Origin of the sequence: Paenibacillus macerans, from assembly GCF_900454495.1 — a bacterium.
Classification (GTDB): Bacteria; Bacillota; Bacilli; order Paenibacillales; family Paenibacillaceae; genus Fontibacillus; species Fontibacillus macerans.
The window spans coordinates 1,726,307-1,743,350 of the sequence record NZ_UGSI01000001.1 but is presented as its reverse complement, the minus strand read 5'-3'; the positions used below and the strand labels follow the sequence as shown (position 1 = coordinate 1,743,350).

Here is a 17,044-nt window from a genome sequence, read left to right as displayed (position 1 = left end):
ATTCTTTTGATTTATGATTGTGCTATTATCGGCGGAGGCCCGGCAGGACTCAATGCGGCTCTGGTACTTGGGCGGGCCAGACGCAGTGTTGCGTTATTTGATAACAGCCAGCCCCGAAATGCGGTTACACATGCCTCTCATGGATTTATAACAAGAGACGGTGTGACACCCGCCGAGTTTAGGCGTATTGCATATGAGGAGGTTCTGGGGTATCCCTCCGTTGAACTTTTACCTTGGGAGGTAACCGAGATTCACCGGACTGATCACAGGTTCGTCGCCGTGGCGTCAACCGGAAAACGGATTGAAGCACGCAAATTACTGATCACCACTGGACTTAGGGAGATTTTCCCGGATATTCCAGGTTTGCGTGATTGTTATGGAACAAGTTTGTTCAGTTGTCCCTACTGCGATGGTTGGGAGCTTCGAGATCAGCCGCTAATTGTTGTTTCCGAGAACTCTGGAGTGTTTCATATGGCCAAGCTGCTCTATACCTGGAGTAAAGATCTTGTGGTTTGTACAAATGGGCATGCGGTTCTGGACAACGATCAAAAACAACTGTTGAAATCCAGAAACATCGAAGTGGTTGAACAAGCAGTAACGATGTTTATCGGTCATGAGGGGAAATTGCGGCAGGTGGAATTTGCAGATGGCACGCGAATCGAGAGAACGGGAGGATTCATTACACCGGAATGGAAACCGAAGGCGTCTTTTCAGGGTTCGCTTGGTTATGAGGTAAATGAGTTTGGCGGTATCGCCACAAATGAGTGGGGCAAAAGCTCGGTTCCAGGTGTGTATGCCGCCGGGGATGCAGCTTACGTCATGCCTTCCCAGTTGATTTATGCCGCAGCAGGCGGAAGCAAAGCGGCGATTGGCATCAACATGGAGCTGACCGAAGAGGATTTCGTTTAGCTCTAAGTGGACATGTCCTTCTCTTGGGGAAAAGTTTCTTAGAGAGAAGGACTTTTTTCAAAAGTCATAAGTGTAATGACTGCATCAAACAGAAAGGGATGAAGAGGATGATGACGAACGATTTTTTTAATGATGCCGTTTGGGAAGCAGCTTGGAAGAAGGATCCAGATACAGCGATTAGCAAAATGAAAAAAGTTGGAATTGATCCAGCACATACTTTTGACCATAGGGCAAAGTCATTTAACGAGCAGGCGTTTAGCGAAGAAGGCAGGCGAAGAACAAAACGGATAATGAATTGGCTGGAAAGTCAGGGTGTGACATTTAAAGATACCTCCATATTAGACATTGGAGCGGCCTCAGGCGGATTTACAGTGCCGTTTGCGGAGAGAGGGGCTAGTGTTACTTCTGTGGAGCCTAGTCTTCCATTAGTTGAGCTCTTGAAAAGTAATATAACGGGATTAAAGAACGGGAATGTAGAGATTGTGGCTGAGCCTTTTGAAGACATTGATATTCAAGCAAAGGGGTGGGAAAAAGCCTTTGATTTCGTATTTGTCTCCATGTGCCCGGTTATTGCCGACTGGGAGAGTGTGGAGAAAGTGCTGAGCTGCGCACGACAGTATTGCTATATCAGCCTGTCTGTCGGCTCCAGGGAGCACAGTCTGGTAAAAGAGATTTGGCCTTTGGTCACTGATCAGCCCATGAAAACGGAACATTTGGAAATGGCTTATTTGCTCCATTTACTGTATCTCAAAGGGTATTCCTATCAGTCGCTCGTAACCCGGGAAATGAAATCTACAGAGGTACCTAGAGACACGGCGCTCCAGGAGGTGATGGAATGGCTGAGAATCTTCGGTTTGCCTGCGGACGACCAGAACAGGAAAATCATAGCCAATTATTTGGAACGGACCTATCCGACGGATAAGGTTGTCATCCAGCAGGGTGGGCGTTTTGGCAAGGTGCTTATTCAGTTGAAGGATCAGAGCATGTACACCGGTGTCCAAGAATTTTCCCATAAGTAATTTCTTTAACTATATAATGGACAAAAAATATCTGTAATATCTACAAACTGGAGTGTCTGTAGTAAATTGAGGAACGTTATGAAAAGAAAACCTGTAATCATTGTCGCATCTCTAATCGTCGCGAATTTTTTGGCACAACTCATGCAAACCATGCTGAACACGGCTTTGCCACAAATGATGCTTGACCTTGGAATCCAGGTCAATCGGGCGCAATGGCTGATCACCGTCTATCTTCTGGTTTCTGGAATTGTCATCCCTGTGACGGGATTCCTGATCGGAAAATACTCGACGCGAACCCTGTTTTTCGCATCCGCTGGGGCCTTTACGACAGGGACGCTAATTGCCGGCTTCTCCGTCGACTTCACATTGATCCTAAGCGGACGAATTATTCAGGGGATTGGCGCCGGATTGCTGGTACCGGTGTTCCTGAATACGATTATCCTAGTGTTCCCAAAGGAAAAACTCGGGGCAGCGATGGGACTGGCCAGTCTCATTGTGGGACTCGCCCCTGCACTGGGGCCGACGATTTCCGGCTTCGTGATTCAACATCATTCTTGGAGAATCTTATTCTATGGGGTGGCGCCCATAGCGATCGCGAACCTGTTTGTCGCCTATTATTGCTTGGAAAACGTTTGGGATACGCATAAAGCGAAATTGGACTGGAGATCGATTCTTTATTCAAGTTTGGGCTTCGGCAGTCTGTTGTATGGATTTAGTATCCTTAGCGATCAGGGAAAAGGGATTCAGCTTGCGCTGACCTTCCTTATCGTGGGATTCGCACTGTCGTTTCTGTTTGTGAAGCGCCAATTCAAACTGGCCGTCCCTTTGCTTGATTTCAACGTATTTCGTTACCCGAGATTTACTTATGCATCGATTATAGGCGTAGTCCTGTTCATTGTGATGGCCGGGGTGGAACTGCTGCTCCCGATATATGCACAAAATGTCAGGGGACTACTGCCTAGAGAATCGGGGCTAATGCTGCTCCCAGGTGCATTGCTGATGGGGGTGTCCGGAGTGGTATCGGGTAAAATCTACGACCGTTATGGCGGTCGCTATTTGATTCGGATCGGCTTCTTCGGGATAGCCGCCGTAACGGCTCTATTAACGATAGCGCTATCGATTCACGCTCCGTATGGTCTGTTGGTAGGGTTATATGCGTTGCTTATGACCGGGGTCGGTTTTATGATGACCCCAATTACTGCTTTTGCCATGGCGAGCTTGCCGAATTCGATGATGAATTACGCTTCGCCGATGACCACGGCCATACGTACATTGGGCATGTCAATGGGCGGGGCACTGCTCATCACCCTGGTGACAATTACCGCAGATTATAGCTCATTCTCTTTTCCGATCAATATGCATCAAGGAATTCAAGCCGCGTTTTGGTCACTAGCCCTCGTTGCAGCGAGTGGTTTTCTTCTTACTTTCTTTGTTCCATATGGTAAAGGTTCAGTGGAATCGTAGGTCTTGGAGTGTTGCCAGTTACAACGAATAAAGGAGTAATAAGGGAGGCGATATTTGACATAAGCCAATATAAAAAGTTATTATGGGCACATAAAGTCCATAATTGAGGTGAACATCACGTTATGAAATTTTCTAAAGCGACAAACTATGCTCTTCATACGATGCTCTTTCTTGCCGCATTCCCGCCGAACAAACTTATCGGCGTACAGCAATTGGCGGAGAGACAAGAGGTTTCTCCAACGTATTTATCCAAAATCCTTACCAAGCTGGTCAAGGCAGGAATGATTGAATCGACTTCAGGAGCCAATGGTGGATATCGCTTAAAACGGAATTGGGAAGAAATCTCGTTTCTCGACGTGATTCATGCCATTGAAGGCTCCGCCTCCTTATTCGACTGTGAAATGAATCATGGATCAGAGTGTTTAGTTCAGAAGGTGATGGTATCGGCTGAAGAGAAAATGGAGGACTTTTTAAAAAACCAAAAATTATCTGAGATTGCTAAGAAAATGACGGTAGTTCTTTGAAGAAAAACTGTTTTTATGAGAATGGTTTATTTTATTAAACCGTTTGGGAAAAGCATGAAAGGAAGATATACAAACGGCATTGAACAAGATTGTGCTGCGTTAGATTGATACCATTGTCCTCTCGACCGCATCGATGTCGCGAAGAAGAGCTCTCGATATACCTTAATGGTGAATCGAGAGCTCTTCTTTTGCATATTCGGAAACTTGTCGAATGCAGGAGCCTGGAGGGTCTGGTTTAATTCGTGAAATGATGGGTCAGGAATCGGGATGATGGACTGAAAAATAAAGTATTAGACGGGAAAGCACTCGTCCCTATTCTTCCTCCGCAGGATAAATTGCCGACGTTCGGACAATATCGTTACTGGTTCAAGACTTGGAAGATACCTTAAAAAGGCGGATTAGTTTGCGTTCTCAATTGACAAATATAATAGTATTTGTTACCGTGGATTTTTCTCGGGAAGTCATCACCAGTTCAAGCACCCAACCCAAAAGGGACGAACAACCGTCAAACATCCTGACAAAGACATTCCCGTTCCTACGCTCAAAAGCATTGAACGGCGGTCGGGGTTAAAGTTTGAATAGCCCCGGCTCCCTCCCGACCATTCAAAGGAGGTATCCGACATGAAGAAGCCGGAGCGATATTTCTACCCTGCCGTTTTCACTTATGACCCCGGCAAGGAAATCGCTGTTGTTTTCCCTGATCTGGATTGCGCGACAAGCGGAACGGACGATCACGATGCGCTTTTGTCCGCGCGGGAACTGCTCGGCATTGTCCTGTACGGGCTGGAAGAAGATGGCGAACCTATTCCCGCTCCAACGCCGCTTTCCCAGATTCAAACCACGCAAGCGAACGAACGCGCTGTGCTGATTGATGTCTATATGCCATCTATCCGCAGGCGCAAGTGAACCGTTCTGTCAATCGGACGGTCACGCTTCCGGCTTGGCTGAACGCCGCCGCGCTGGAGAAGGGCATTAACTTTTCACAGGCACTGCAATCCAAGCTGATGCAGGAATTGGGCATTGATCGCGTGAACGATGCGAAGTGCTTCCTACACAGTCACATTCGCACTCCCGGCGCAACCTTTCCCGGCTTGGACGTTTTCTTGAATGTCTCGTATGGATTTCACCTCACGATAATTTGCAACAGCATAACTGCCAATGGAATAAGAATCCACCCAATAGGAAACAATGATAATGATGAGATGTGAGAATCTGGAGGTTCGTCGATGGCAGGAAAAAAACAAAATCAATCGATCAAGAATGATTTTTTCGGAGACATTCAATCAGCCCTCGGGTTCCCTCCAGACTTGGTCTGCCGATCCTTGTTTGCCCAAGGGGAACAAACCGTGCAGTGCCTGTATCTGGAATCGATGGTCAATAAAAAATCGATTGACGAATACATTTTGAAATCGTTCACGGAACATACGTTTTCCGAAGGGGAAGCGTCTCGTTCCGCCGAGAGCGGTTTTTTGCGTGAATTTTCCTTTTTCGATCCATATGAACAGTTGCGGGAACATGCCGTACAAGCTCTCCTTGCAGGCCATTGCGCACTAACCGATTTTGCAAGGGAGCGCGTTTGTCTCATCAATGTGACTGAACCCAAACAACGCTCCGTTGAAGAACCGAAGACGGAATCGACCATTCGCGGCCCGCACGAAGGGTTTACGGAAAGCATTCTGACCAATGTGGGGCTTGTCCGCAAACGAATCCGCAACCCATTCCTCCGGTTTGATAAAATGAACATCGGCAATCAAACCGGGACGACTTTGCTTATGGTGTACATGGAGAACCTCGCCCCGGAATCGCTGGTCCGGGAAGTGCGCGGCAGATTGTCAGCCATCCGGACGGACAGTGTGCTGGAAAGCGCTTATGTGGAGGAATTCATCCAGGACCGGATTTGGTCTCCTTTTCCGACGCTTACCAACACCGAACGCCCTGATATGGTAGCTGCCCAGTTGCTGGATGGTAAAGTGGCCGTGATGGTGGACGGAACGCCCAACGTCCTGCTTGCCCCCATGACGTTTTTCGAGTTTTTCAGTTCTCCTGAAGATTATTATCAGCGAGCGGACATCGCCACGTTTATTCGCTGGATTCGGTTGATTTCCTTTTTTACGGCCGTGTTCGTCCCTTCCTTGTATGTCGCGGCCACGACGTTCCAACAGGAACTGATCCCGACCCAACTCCTGATCAGTTTGTCCGCCCAGCGGGAAGGGGTCCCCTTTCCCGCCATCTTCGAAGTGTTGTTAATGGAAGTCGTGTTTGAAATTATCCGGGAGGCGGGGCTGCGCATTCCGCGGGCGGTCGGACAGGCGCTTTCGATCGTGGGGGCGATTGTACTGGGGCAGGCGGCGGTGGAAGCCGGTCTCATTTCCGCCGCGATTGTCATTGTCGTTGCCATAACCGGCATCACCAATTTTGTCGTTCCGGTTTACAGCTTCGGCATGTCACAACGCCTGCTTCGCTTTTCGTTCGTGCTGTTGGCCGGCTTTATGGGCCTTTTCGGCATTTTATGCGGTGCCCTGTTTCTGGTTGCCCATCTGGTGTCGCTTAAGTCATTTGGCGTTCCTTACTTCACTCCCGCTTCCCCGTCCATAGGAACCGATTGGAAAGATGTGTTGGTGCGGCTGCCCCGGCCCTGGCTGGATCCGAACGGTCTGCCCGGATATATTCGGAATATGAAGAGAAAAAGGTAATCTGGAGGAACAAACATGACCAACCGGTATGCAGCGGGTCTGTTCATCCTGATGATGTTTACCGCCCTGCTTACGGCTTGCTGGGACAGGACGGAGATGAACGAACTGGCGCTGGTCAGTATGATGGGGGTGGACAGCGATCCGGAGAGCGACAAAATAACCGTGTATTACCAGATCATCAACCCGCTCAGCGGCACTTCCGCCAAAGGTACGCCGGGAGGCGAACAAGCCCCTGTGTACACTTACGAAATCAGTGGATCGTCTTTTGGAGAAATCAAATCTAGGATTTACAAAATGTTGCCGCGCAAGTTATTTATGGCCCACTGCAAGGTGCTGCTCGTTTCCCAGCGGGCCGCCAAACAAAACATGCGCGATATTGTCAACTTTATCGAAATGCAACCCAACGGCCGCTCGTCGGTCCCGATGCTGATCGTCGACGGACCGTTATCTCAGGTCATGAGAACATTAACTCCCCTGGAGCGGGTGCCGTCTGACACGATCGATTCCAGGGTCGACCTGCTGATCCGGAATTCGCTCCTAGTGGGAAAACAGATCAAGGTCAGTGATGTGATTGAACGGATGGAAAAGTTGGATACGATCGTATTACCGTTGATCACCGGAATGACAGAGGCACCTTCTTCCAACAGCGGGGAAAGGTCGGCGGATATCGACGCCAATCAAAACAACTTTATCATCCGAGGCGGGGCGGTTTTCCGTGATTATCGCATGGCGGGCAAACTGAATGATACGCAGCTGGTCTGGTACCATTTGCTAAATGGCGATCGAGGTCGCCACGTGCGACAGTTTCAGGTGGAAGGAAAACAGGTATCCGTGGAATTGAGACTGGTTCGCATAAAACGTGAGGTCTTCTGGAAATCCGATCAACCTGTCGTTCGGATCCGCTTGGACCTCGAACTTTCCACTGCCTATACAATCGAGTTCGTCCCGAAGTCTCGGAACGAGGTGGAGAGACTTGAAAACAGACTGAATCAGATCATAGCAGACGAGTCGCTTGCTTTCTATCAAATGATAAGGGAGCGTGGCTGGGATCTGTTAAGCATCAACGACTTGTTGCGCAAACAAACGCCAAATCATCCGGATATCGACCAAGCGGCGAAAAATGCGCAAATTGAGATTCGTGCAAATACCCGGCTGCTCCGAACGGGAAGCATGAGTCAACCTTATGGAGGAACAGGATGAAGCCAATGATTTCCCGATTCCAGTTTTATCTGCTGACAATCAATTATATCCTCGGAACCACCCTTTTCGTGCTGATCGGGCGGCTGGTCGTACAGGCGGGACAGGATGCCTGGCTCATGCCCTTGTGGGCAGGAAGTTTTGGCATACTCGTCGGTCTGTTCTGGATTTTTCTTTTCCGATATTACCCGGGCAAAAGTCTGGTGCAAATCCCGCTGGAAGCTTGGGGACGTTCTCTGGGAACGCTTGTTTCCGTCCTGTATTTTCTTTATTTCTGTATTTTGGCTGGATGGGCTCTTCGAAATTTAAGCGATTTTTTAAATGGAACCATCATGCCGGAGACGCCGAAAACCGTTTTTCACGTCATGTTTTTGCTTGTCGCCTTTTACACGGTCGCTCAGGGGACGGAAGCCATCGGACGATTAAATCAAATCATCACTCCGTTTTTGTTCTTCCCGTTCTGGTTTGTTCTGTTGCTGGCAATGGTGAACTGGGATTGGGGAAGACTTCAGCCAGCTTTCCATTCCGACCTGGGAGCCATCCTGCAATACCATTCCTTTTTGGGCTTTCCCTATATGGAAACTATTGCGCTCACGATATTGTTTCCGCTGGTCAAACAGGGGGCAACACGCCCCTTTTTGCTTGGGTTGATGACCGCTTCCCTTTCTCTTAGCATGACCTTGTTTATGATTATCGGTTTATTAGGAGTGGAGAGGGCGTCACAACTTACCTTTCCAGTGTATACGACCGTGCAGGAAATTTCCATCGGAGAGGTGATCGTCAACATCCATTCCATTATCTCCGTTATTTTACTGATTCTGATTTTTATCAAGCTGTTGGTACTCGTTTACGGAGCTTCCGAAACGCTGCGTCAAGTATTTCGTCCAAAAACCCGGTGGCCTCATTTTCTGGGTTTGACGATTTTGTTGTCGGCGACCGCCTTGTCCATCTATGAAAACCCGATCCAAAACGAGGAATGGGATGAAAAATATACATTCATATATGACAGTTTCTTTGTTCTACTGATCCCCTTTTTGTTGCTAGTGACAACATGGGTCAAACGCACGTTCGAGAAGCGAAAAGGAGGATGAATTGAACATGTTGATGCTTCACATCCTGCTGGCGCCTTTGATAGGTTTGCCGATGTTGGGATTGCTTCGAAAGAGACTTTATCGGGATGCAGCAGTTTTTGGGGCTGTATCTGTTATTGGATACGGATTATGGATTTGTATCGTGAATCATCGTCCTTTTATCATTACGATTTTTATTGAAAGAATGATTGAAATGTTAAAATCCATTTCAACGACGATGATATGAACGCAGAAGGGGCAGTTTCGCGGGTTCTTCCCGGTTCTGTACTACTATGATCCGCCAATCCTTGTGAATAGTCAACATCATAACTTTTCCGCGTTGTGTAACCAGGGATAGCCCCGCCAAAATAAAAGATTTTTGGTAAAATGGTAAGGAAAATGTTCATTCCTGATGCTTATAGTCAAAGGGAGGGGCTAACCATGATCATAGCCACGAAACTTCATATTCCCCGATCGCGAAGCTCGCTTGTTGCGCGTTCCCGTCTCACCCGGCTTTTGCATGAAGGGTTGGATCGCACGCTTACGTTGATCACAGCTCCAGCCGGCTATGGCAAAACGACATTGCTCGGCGAGTGGGTGATGACGCTGGAAAATCCCGTCGCCTGGGTCTCGCTTGATCAAGGGGATAATGATCGCATGCGCTTCTGGGCACATACCCTTGCAGCGTTAAAACAAGCTTATCCGTCTTTTAACGAACAGGCCGTGCTTCGTCATGCCGTGGAAGATCCATCGGGAGTTTCACTGATTGCCGCGCTCGTCAACGGGCTTCATCGTATCTCGCAAACAACGGTGCTCGTTTGGGATGACTTTCATCATATCGAAGAAGAATCAATCTTGAAGGGGGTCACTTATCTGCTGGAACGTTTGCCGCCACATGTCCATCTCTATCTCGCAAGCCGAAATCCTCCAGCGCTTCCTCTTTCCAGACTACGAGCAGAAAATAGGCTGATCTCGTTGGATGCGAGCGATCTCCGGTTTGCGCCGGACGAAACGACCGAATTTTTTGCGAAGTGCGGTGGCATACAATTATCCAATGAAGACGCGGCTGTCGTACAAAAAAAGACGGAGGGATGGGCAGCTGCGATGCGACTGGCGATCTTGTCGTTACATGAACATGCTGATCCCGCGTCGCTGGTCTGGAAGATGGCGGGAACGGAACGTGATATATCGGATTACTTCTTCGATGAAGTGTTTTCCCTTCAATCCGAAACGATGCAGCATTTTTTACTCTATACATCGATTTTGGATCGGATGACGGGCGAACTTTGTCAAGCGGTAACCGGTATAGCCGAAAGTGATGCGTATCTGCAACAATTAGACAAGGAAAGCTTGTTTCTTGTCGCTTTGGACCAGCGGAGGGAGTGGTACAGGTATCATCATTTATTCCGGCAATTTTTGACAGCGCAGTTGAAAATACGCGAGCCGCGGCAATGGAAAACCTATCATATGACAGCAGGAAAATGGCTTGAAAAGAACGGTTATCCACATGAAGCGGTGGATCATTACCTTGCGGCTGCCGGTTATGAACATGCGCTATCATTGATAGAGAAAATTGCACAGGAACTGATGGACAAGGAATGGACGACGCTTTGCACGTGGTTGAGCGCAATTCCCGACACGCTGTTATTTGCCAGGCCGATGATGCTGTTGACAAAGCTTGCCTCCCAATACATGTCCGGGCATGTCGAAGCGGCCACAGACGGGTATTGGCAAGCGGTTCGCTGGCTGGAAGAGAACACCGCTTCCCTTCCTTCTTCGGCAACCGAAACATTACATGCCGGACTTGCTTTTCTGGCCGCATTTCGCACGTTTATGGAGCGTGAATTTGAATATGCCGTTCAATTTTCAAAGGAATATGTCGAGAAACATGCGGAAGGCGAATTTTTGATCGGGTTCGGGAGCGACCGGGACGGTTATCATCCGGTGTTTGACATCTACGTGTCGGATGACAGCCTTCAACTGGCGGAACAGGTACTGACTCCTCTGCTTTCGATTTGGTCCGAAACCCGAAATATTTATTTTGTCGCTCATCTCTATATCGACTTAGGCAAAATGCAGTACGAACGAAATCGCTTGGTCGAAGCGGAAAAGGTGATGCGCCAAGCCTATGATATTGGAAGAACGCATCATAATATAAGCCTGATGACCATCGCGGCGCTATGGCTCGCCCGTATTGCCGCTGTACAAGGAGACGAGGAGACGTCAAATCAAATATTACGCGAGTTAGCCCGGCTCACGTCCGAGACGACGAATTCCCGTTTGTCCGGGAAAATCGCCTTGTTTCGAGCCATGCTGGGCCGGATGAAAAGAGACGAGAAACCGGTGAGACAATGGCTGAGAAAGAGCGGCCTCCGATTCCGTGATGAAATTCCGCTATCCATGATCAAGGAATATGATGTACTCGCTTCTATATTGGCGGAGCAAGGAAAAATGGAAGAAGCCGCAGCATTGACGGAACGACTGCTCCAGCTGTCAATAGAAGAAGGACGGCAAAGCGACCGAATTCGTCTGCTCGTTCATAAGAGTATGATCCTGTCCTTACAAGGAAGGATTTCGGACTCCATGGACGTACTGGAAGAAGCGCTGGCATTGGCGCGGCCGGAAGGGTATATCCGGACCTTTGTCGACGAAGGGGCACCTCTTGGGCAATTGCTGGATCACTATATCCGATTGCGCCAACATCAGCATCGCCGCCCCAGCCATAAGGTGTCTTTATCCTATGTGAAACGGCTGCGAAGACTGATTCCGCAAGTCGAAAGGGAAGCCGGTACTCCCCATGAAGGAACGGTGGTTGTTTTAACAGCCAGAGAACAAAGAGTGCTTCGGTTGATGGAAACGGGAATGTCTAATAAAGAAATCGCGCTCAAACTGAATGTTTCCCTGGCGACCGTAAAAACACATATTAACAATATCTACGGCAAATTACAGAGCAAAAATCGATTACAAGCGTTGGAACGTGCCAGAACACTGCAGTTGTTCTGACTCGTTCCTCTTTTTTTGCATAAATCATCTCCACCTCCCTGCTCAACCTTTTTGATCTTTTGTGCCAGGCAGGGTTGATCACAAAGGGATTGGAAGTTTGTATAATAAATCGGATGAAGCTATGAAGAGATTAACCTGAAGGAGGATTTGTTAGAGATGAATCCATGGGGAAAAAGCATGAAACCATCATATACAAGCACTAGGGGGAACGGCTTGGTGAAGCTGTGCATCGCTGTGCTGCTCATCCAGTCGTTTCTGATTTCAGTCCCCTATGGCAACGTGTCTGCTAAAGAATCAGAGACAAATGCAAACTTGGTCAGCGTATTTTCGTTCGGAATGGGTATGTATGGCAAATTAGGACATGGCGATACGGCCAATCAACTCGCGCCAAAGAAAATCGAAGGTTTGTCGGACATTCAGGCGATCGCTGCCGGGACTAATCATTCCCTTGCTTTAACGAAGTCAGGAGATGTGTACTCGTTCGGATTGGGGCTGTTTGGCCGATTAGGCCATGGCGATACAGATAGTCAACTCGAGCCGAAGAAAATCGAAGGTTTGTCAGACATTCAAGCGATTGCGGCTGGCGATTTCCATTCCCTTGCTTTAACGAAGTCAGGCGACGTATACTCGTTTGGAAACGGTACGTCTGGATTAGGACATGGCAATACGGAAGATCAATCCACGCCAAAGAAAATCGAGAGCTTGTCGGACGTTCAGGCGATCGCTGCCGGGGGGAATCATTCCCTTGCTTTAACGAAGTCCGGAGAGGTGTACTCGTTTGGAATGGGTAATTCTGGCCGATTAGGCCATGGCGATACGGATAGTCAACTCGAGCCGAAGAAAATCGAGGATTTGTCGGACATTCAGGCGATCGCTGCCGGGGGGAATCATTCCCTTGCTTTAACGAAATCAGGCGACGTGTACTCGTTTGGATGGGGGCTGCATGGCCAATTGGGACATGGTGATACGGAAAATCAACTCACGCCGAAGAAAATCGAGGATTTGTCGGACATTCAGGCGGTAGCTGCCGGGGCTAATCACTCCCTTGCTTTAACGAAGTCCGGAGAGGTGTACTCGTTCGGAAGGGGTAATACTGGCCAATTAGGCCATGGCGATACGGATGATCAACTCACGCCGAAGAAAATCGAGGGGTTGAAGGACATTCAGGCGATTGCGGCAGGCGATTTCCATTCCCTTGCTTTAACGAAGTCAGGCGACGTATACTCGTTTGGAAACGGTACGTCTGGATTAGGGCATGGCGATACGGCCAATCAACTCGAGCCAAAGAAAATCGAAGGTTTGACGGACATTCAAGCGATAGCTGCCGGGGCCAATCATTCCCTAGCGCTTGCCGTTGAAGAGCAAGACAGCACCATTGATCCGGACGAGGCGTCGTTCGACAAGAACATCCTGAATCAACGTGATATCACTGTCACGATGGAGTTGAATGGCAATACGCTCATAGATATTACGAATGGTACAACATCGTTATTGAAAGGCACGGATTACAACGTAACTGACAATATCGTCACCATTACAAAAGAATACCTGGTTAACCTGCCGATCGGTACGACTAAATTGGTCTTTACGTTCAGTGCAGGAAGCGATGCAACGCTCAGCGTAACGGTGAGCGAGAGCACACCTGTCCCCGGCGTATTTTCGTTCGGACTTGATGATTATGGCCAATTAGGACATGGTGATAAGAAAAATCAACTCGAGCCAAAGAAAATCGAGAGCTTGTCGGACGTTCAGGCGATCGCTGCCGGGAGTAAACATTCCCTTGCTTTAACGAAGTCAGGAGACGTATACTCGTTTGGACGCGGTATGTATGGCCGATTAGGACATGGCAATACGGAAAATCAACCCAAGCCAAAGAAAATCGAAGGTTTGTCAGACATTCAAGCGATTGCGGCTGGCGATTTCCATTCCCTTGCTTTAACGAAGTCAGGAGACGTGTACTCGTTTGGAAGGGGGAGGTATGGTCAATTAGGACATGGCGATACGGAAGATCAATACACGCCAAAGAAAATCGAGAGCTTGTCAGACATTCAGGCGATAGCTGCCGGGGATAATCATTCCCTTGCTTTAACGGTGTCAGGAGATGTGTATTCGTTTGGATATGGTAGGTATGGCCAATTAGGACATGGCAATACGGATAGTCAACTCATCACGCCAAAGAAAATCGAGGGTTTGTCGGACATTCAGGCGATAGCTGCCGGGGATAATCATTCCCTTGCCTTAACGAAGTCAGGAGACGTGTACTCGTTTGGACGCGGTATGTATGGCCAATTAGGGCATGGCGATAAGGAAAATCAACTCACGCCAAAGAAAATCGAGGGTTTGGCGGACATTCAGGCGATAGCTGCCGGGGAAGATCAGTCCCTTGCTTTAACGAAGTCAGGAGACGTGTACTCGTTTGGACGCGGTATGTATGGCCGATTAGGACATGGCAATACGGAAGATCAATCCACGCCAAAGAAAATCGAGAGCTTGTCGGACGTTCAGGCGATCGCTGCCGGGGGGAATCATTCCCTTGCTTTAACGAAGTCAGGAGATGTGTATTCGTTTGGATATGGTAGGTATGGCCAATTAGGGCATGGCGATACGGAAGATCAACCCACGCCAAAGAAAATCGAGGGCTTGTCAGACATTCAGTTGATTGCGGGTGGCGATTACCATTCCCTGGCGCTTATCGTTGAAGCCCCCCCAACCGGCCTGCAGGCGACAGCGGGAGACGGGGAAGTGGAGCTAAGTTGGACGGCAACCGATGCGGTCGATGGCTATAACGTCTATAGGCAAGAAGCTGACGAAGGTACGACTCCCGTTGTCGACCGATGGATGGTTGACAATGATGAGGGACCGGTAACAGGAACGTCCTATACGGTCGACGATTTGACTGCCGGAAAGTTGTATTGGTTTGCTGTAACGACCGTGAAGGATGAGAGCGAAAGCGGCTATTCGGATCCAACATCCGAAACGCCGTATACAACGGTTGCGGCTGTCGCATCTCCCGTTGCGATCGGGGTTGGCAAGGGAGTTGCACCAGAAATGCTGGAGGCATACCTTCCCGAACATATTCCAATTCAATTATCGAGCTTGCCTGGCACGATGGATGCAGATGTGAAATGGGATCTGAAGCATGCCGATTATAACCCGGATCAAGCCGGAACGTACGAGATTACAGGGGAGTTGCAATTGCCGGGATATGTTCGCAATCCACAACAGTTGCAAGCCAAAATCGCTGTTCATGTATGGCCGAATACGAATGCGAGCCTGAGCGGCATTACTCTGAACGGAGAACCGTTGGCACATTTTGATCCGGATATTTATACCTACGATGTTGTGGTTCCTTATGCAACGGAGCAAGTGACCGTAACAGCGGCACCTTACGATCCGGCTGCGAACTATGAAGTCGTCGGCGAGGTTGTGCGTGGCGGAGTACAACCGCTGCAGGTCGGCTCAAATCGAATTGACATCCTGGTAACGGCAGAGGATCAACAAGAGCAAGCCACCTATACCCTTCATGTGAAGCGTCTCTTACAAGCAGAACAGCCAGAGCAAGTATCGAAGCCGGCGGCAAGTCCTGCGGGCGGTGCGGTTCCGTCTGGCACAAGGGTGACATTGAGCACGGCGACCGAGGGAGCAACAATCTACTACACGACGGACGGCAGCGAACCAGCGAGCAGCAGCACCGAATATTCCGTGCCCATCGAAGTGACAACAGAGATGACGCTCAAGGCAATTGCCGCGAAGGACGGTATGCTCGACAGTGATGTAATGGAAGAGCAATATACGATTGCAACGATACCTGCACCGGCGAATTTAACAGCTTCGTCGGCTGATCGTTCCGTTACATTAAAGTGGGAGGCTGTCACGGGAACAGGCAGCGTGACTTATGCGGTTTACCAAGCGGAAGGCACATCAGCTCCGGTCGATCCGGCGAACTGGAAGCTCATTCAATCGAATGTTCCAGCGAACTCCTATATCGTCACCGGATTGACGAACGGAACAACGTATGTATTCGCAGTGAAGGCTGTCTCTGCAGAAGGAGCCAGCGATTTCTCCAACGCAGCGACAGCGACACCAAGAGCACCAGGAGGTAACAGAGGTTCCGGTGGTGGCGGGGGCGGTCGTATGTTATCCAACAATGCGGATCTTGCGGATCTGCAAGTATGGGCGGGGGGCAAACAGTTGAAGCTCAGTCCCTCATTTGCGTCGGAAACAACGGAATATACCGCTCGTACAGAAAGCGAACGAATTGAGATGGTGATCAAAGAAGCCCACTCCGCGGCGAAAGTGGTATGGAAGGACAAGGTGGTTGCGGATAGAATTCAGGTCGATCTGGAGGAAGGCGACAATAAAATTGTGCTCACGGTACAAGCAGAAGACGGCACGAAGAAAACCTATACGCTGACCGTATATCGTGAAATGCCAAAGACAACCGAACCGGTTATTGCATTTACAGACATCGCCGGACACTGGGCGGAGGACTACATCAAGCGCGCCACAGCGAAAGGGATCGTCAGCGGTTATCCGGATGGCACCTTCAAGCCGAATAACCCGGTCACTCGCGCCGAGTTTACTGTGATGCTGGCAGGCGCGATGAAACTGGAAGGTACCGGTGCTGCGCTAACATTCACGGATCATGACCAGATTGGCAGATGGGCCAGGCAAGCCGTTGCGCAGGCCGCACAAGCGGGCATCGTGATCGGATACAGCGATGGCAGCTTCCGGCCAAATGCGCAGATTACCCGTGCGGAGATGGCGATGATGATCGCTCGGGCGTTAAAGCAGCAGCTTAACGATAATGCGTCAACCGGTTTTGCCGATGATGAAGCGATTCCGCAGTGGGCGAAAGGGGCGGTTGAAGCCATCCGCAAACTTGGCATTGTCGATGGCCGCGGCGCAAACCGTTTCGTACCGGACGAAAAGGCCAGCCGCGCAGAAGCGGTTGTAATGCTGGTCAGAATGTTGGATAGGTGGGAAATATAAATGGAGAAAAAGAAAACATTCAATCTGTTATTCGCTATTTTTTGTTGTATGGCCATTATGCTTGTCGATGGCGGCGTTGAAGTATCTGCAGTTGAGCCGTTTAAACAAGGCTCTGGATATGAGTAAGGGAAATATGACCTGGAAGCGATTCAACCGACGGCGTTTAACTGGAC

At 49.2% G+C, this 17,044-nt stretch carries 13 protein-coding genes; all 13 read left to right on the top strand.

All coding sequences use genetic code 11. The features are described 5' to 3' along the window. Window positions 1–6: 6 nt before the first annotated feature. On the top strand, window positions 7–909 hold the full coding sequence (locus DYE26_RS07955) for an NAD(P)/FAD-dependent oxidoreductase (RefSeq protein WP_036623451.1): 903 nt from the start codon (window positions 7–9) through the stop codon (window positions 907–909). A gap of 110 nt (window positions 910–1,019) precedes the next feature. Further along, window positions 1,020–1,928: a class I SAM-dependent methyltransferase gene (locus DYE26_RS07950; protein WP_036628257.1), complete on the top strand. Its 909-nt coding sequence runs from the start codon at window positions 1,020–1,022 to the stop codon at window positions 1,926–1,928. 78 nt (window positions 1,929–2,006) lie between these two features. Then, window positions 2,007–3,392 carry a DHA2 family efflux MFS transporter permease subunit gene (locus DYE26_RS07945; protein WP_036628256.1) on the top strand — a complete coding sequence of 462 codons (1,386 nt, stop codon included), beginning with the start codon at window positions 2,007–2,009 and terminating at the stop codon, window positions 3,390–3,392. Window positions 3,393–3,514: 122 nt separating this feature from the next. Then, window positions 3,515–3,916 (top strand): Rrf2 family transcriptional regulator, encoded by a 402-nt coding sequence (locus DYE26_RS07940; protein ID WP_036623450.1) that lies wholly within the window; start codon window positions 3,515–3,517, stop codon window positions 3,914–3,916. 414 nt (window positions 3,917–4,330) lie between these two features. Next, window positions 4,331–4,498, top strand: a complete 168-nt coding sequence (locus tag DYE26_RS07935; protein ID WP_074048767.1) for a type II toxin-antitoxin system HicA family toxin — start codon at window positions 4,331–4,333, stop codon at window positions 4,496–4,498. A 39-nt stretch (window positions 4,499–4,537) separates the two neighbouring features. After that, window positions 4,538–4,822 (top strand): type II toxin-antitoxin system HicB family antitoxin, encoded by a 285-nt coding sequence (locus tag DYE26_RS07930; RefSeq protein WP_213509925.1) that lies wholly within the window; start codon window positions 4,538–4,540, stop codon window positions 4,820–4,822. Between the two features lie 320 nt (window positions 4,823–5,142). Beyond that, complete coding sequence (locus DYE26_RS07925) at window positions 5,143–6,609, top strand: spore germination protein (RefSeq protein ID WP_036623449.1); 1,467 nt, start codon at window positions 5,143–5,145, stop codon at window positions 6,607–6,609. Between the two features lie 15 nt (window positions 6,610–6,624). Continuing rightward, on the top strand, window positions 6,625–7,809 hold the full coding sequence (locus tag DYE26_RS07920) for a Ger(x)C family spore germination protein (RefSeq protein ID WP_036623441.1): 1,185 nt from the start codon (window positions 6,625–6,627) through the stop codon (window positions 7,807–7,809). Further along, window positions 7,806–8,897 carry a GerAB/ArcD/ProY family transporter gene (locus tag DYE26_RS07915; protein ID WP_036623439.1) on the top strand — a complete coding sequence of 364 codons (1,092 nt, stop codon included), beginning with the start codon at window positions 7,806–7,808 and terminating at the stop codon, window positions 8,895–8,897. The genes DYE26_RS07920 and DYE26_RS07915 overlap by 4 nt, the downstream gene beginning before the upstream one ends. A gap of 7 nt (window positions 8,898–8,904) precedes the next feature. Then, on the top strand, window positions 8,905–9,123 hold the full coding sequence (locus DYE26_RS07910; RefSeq protein WP_007130946.1) for a hypothetical protein: 219 nt from the start codon (window positions 8,905–8,907) through the stop codon (window positions 9,121–9,123). A gap of 152 nt (window positions 9,124–9,275) precedes the next feature. After that, the gene (locus DYE26_RS07905) at window positions 9,276–11,879 is read left to right on the top strand and encodes a winged helix-turn-helix domain-containing protein (RefSeq protein ID WP_244927434.1); all 2,604 of its coding nucleotides are present in this window, start codon (window positions 9,276–9,278) and stop codon (window positions 11,877–11,879) included. Between the two features lie 156 nt (window positions 11,880–12,035). Beyond that, the gene (locus DYE26_RS07900; RefSeq protein WP_051985477.1) at window positions 12,036–16,871 is read left to right on the top strand and encodes an RCC1 domain-containing protein; all 4,836 of its coding nucleotides are present in this window, start codon (window positions 12,036–12,038) and stop codon (window positions 16,869–16,871) included. Next, window positions 16,872–16,997, top strand: coding sequence for a hypothetical protein (locus DYE26_RS34510; RefSeq protein WP_255309993.1), 126 nt, complete (start codon window positions 16,872–16,874; stop codon window positions 16,995–16,997). It begins immediately after the preceding gene. Window positions 16,998–17,044 lie beyond the last annotated feature (47 nt).

Excerpts from the sequence above, each read along its gene's own strand:
- DYE26_RS07915 (WP_036623439.1), top strand. The coding sequence starts at position 7,806 with ATGAAGCCAATGATTTCCCGATTCCAGTTTTATCTGCTGACAATCAAT.
- DYE26_RS07905 (WP_244927434.1), top strand. The coding sequence starts at position 9,276 with ATGTTCATTCCTGATGCTTATAGTCAAAGGGAGGGGCTAACCATGATC.
- DYE26_RS07925 (WP_036623449.1), top strand. The coding sequence starts at position 5,143 with ATGGCAGGAAAAAAACAAAATCAATCGATCAAGAATGATTTTTTCGGA.
- DYE26_RS07930 (WP_213509925.1), top strand. The coding sequence starts at position 4,538 with ATGAAGAAGCCGGAGCGATATTTCTACCCTGCCGTTTTCACTTATGAC.
- DYE26_RS07945 (WP_036628256.1), top strand. The coding sequence starts at position 2,007 with ATGAAAAGAAAACCTGTAATCATTGTCGCATCTCTAATCGTCGCGAAT.
- DYE26_RS07910 (WP_007130946.1), top strand. The coding sequence starts at position 8,905 with ATGTTGATGCTTCACATCCTGCTGGCGCCTTTGATAGGTTTGCCGATG.
- DYE26_RS34510 (WP_255309993.1), top strand. The coding sequence starts at position 16,872 with ATGGAGAAAAAGAAAACATTCAATCTGTTATTCGCTATTTTTTGTTGT.
- DYE26_RS07940 (WP_036623450.1), top strand. The coding sequence starts at position 3,515 with ATGAAATTTTCTAAAGCGACAAACTATGCTCTTCATACGATGCTCTTT.
- DYE26_RS07900 (WP_051985477.1), top strand. The coding sequence starts at position 12,036 with ATGAATCCATGGGGAAAAAGCATGAAACCATCATATACAAGCACTAGG.
- DYE26_RS07920 (WP_036623441.1), top strand. The coding sequence starts at position 6,625 with ATGACCAACCGGTATGCAGCGGGTCTGTTCATCCTGATGATGTTTACC.
- DYE26_RS07950 (WP_036628257.1), top strand. The coding sequence starts at position 1,020 with ATGACGAACGATTTTTTTAATGATGCCGTTTGGGAAGCAGCTTGGAAG.